Origin of the sequence: Thiolapillus sp., from assembly GCF_048562965.1 — a bacterium.
Lineage (GTDB): Bacteria > Pseudomonadota > Gammaproteobacteria > Chromatiales > Chromatiaceae > Thiolapillus > Thiolapillus brandeum_A.
Window position 1 is genome coordinate 1 of sequence record NZ_JBHNMF010001677.1, and the last position, 518, is coordinate 518.

At 56.9% G+C, this 518-nt stretch carries 1 protein-coding gene; it reads left to right on the forward strand.

Annotated features, from left to right (window positions below; translation table 11 throughout):
• Window positions 1-518, forward strand: a 518-nt coding sequence (locus tag ACOCD2_RS26175; RefSeq protein ID WP_419626454.1) for an Eco57I restriction-modification methylase domain-containing protein, incomplete at both ends; no start/stop codon positions are given.

The following is a 518-nucleotide window of genomic DNA, read 5'->3' on the forward strand; positions in this document are numbered from 1 at the left end:
CGAATCCATTGAGATCAGCAAGCTCTCCCTGTGGCTCAAGACCGCCGAAAAAGGCAAATCCCTCACCAGCCTGGATGACAACCTCATCGCGGGCAACAGCCTGGGGCTGGATGAATCGGTGCCGGGCGGGGATTTTACTTGGCAGACGGCGTTTCCGGGCATCCTGGCGCAGGGCGGCTTCGATGTGGTGCTGGGCAATCCGCCCTATGTGCGCCAGGAACGCTTCAGCGAGATCAAGCCCTGGCTGGAAGCTCATTATGCCGTTTATCATGGCGTGGCGGATCTGTATGCCTACTTCTTCGAGCTGGGAATGAAACTGCTCAAACCGGGGGGCAGGCTGGGTTATATTTCTTCCTCCACCTTCTTCAAAACTGCCTCCGGCGAGCCTTTGCGGCGTTTTCTGCTGGACAATGCGGTATTGGAAAATATCGTGGATTTTGGCGACCTGCAGGTTTTCGAGGGCGTGACCACCTATCCGGCGATTCTTACCCTGAACAAGGGGCAAGACAGCACAGCGC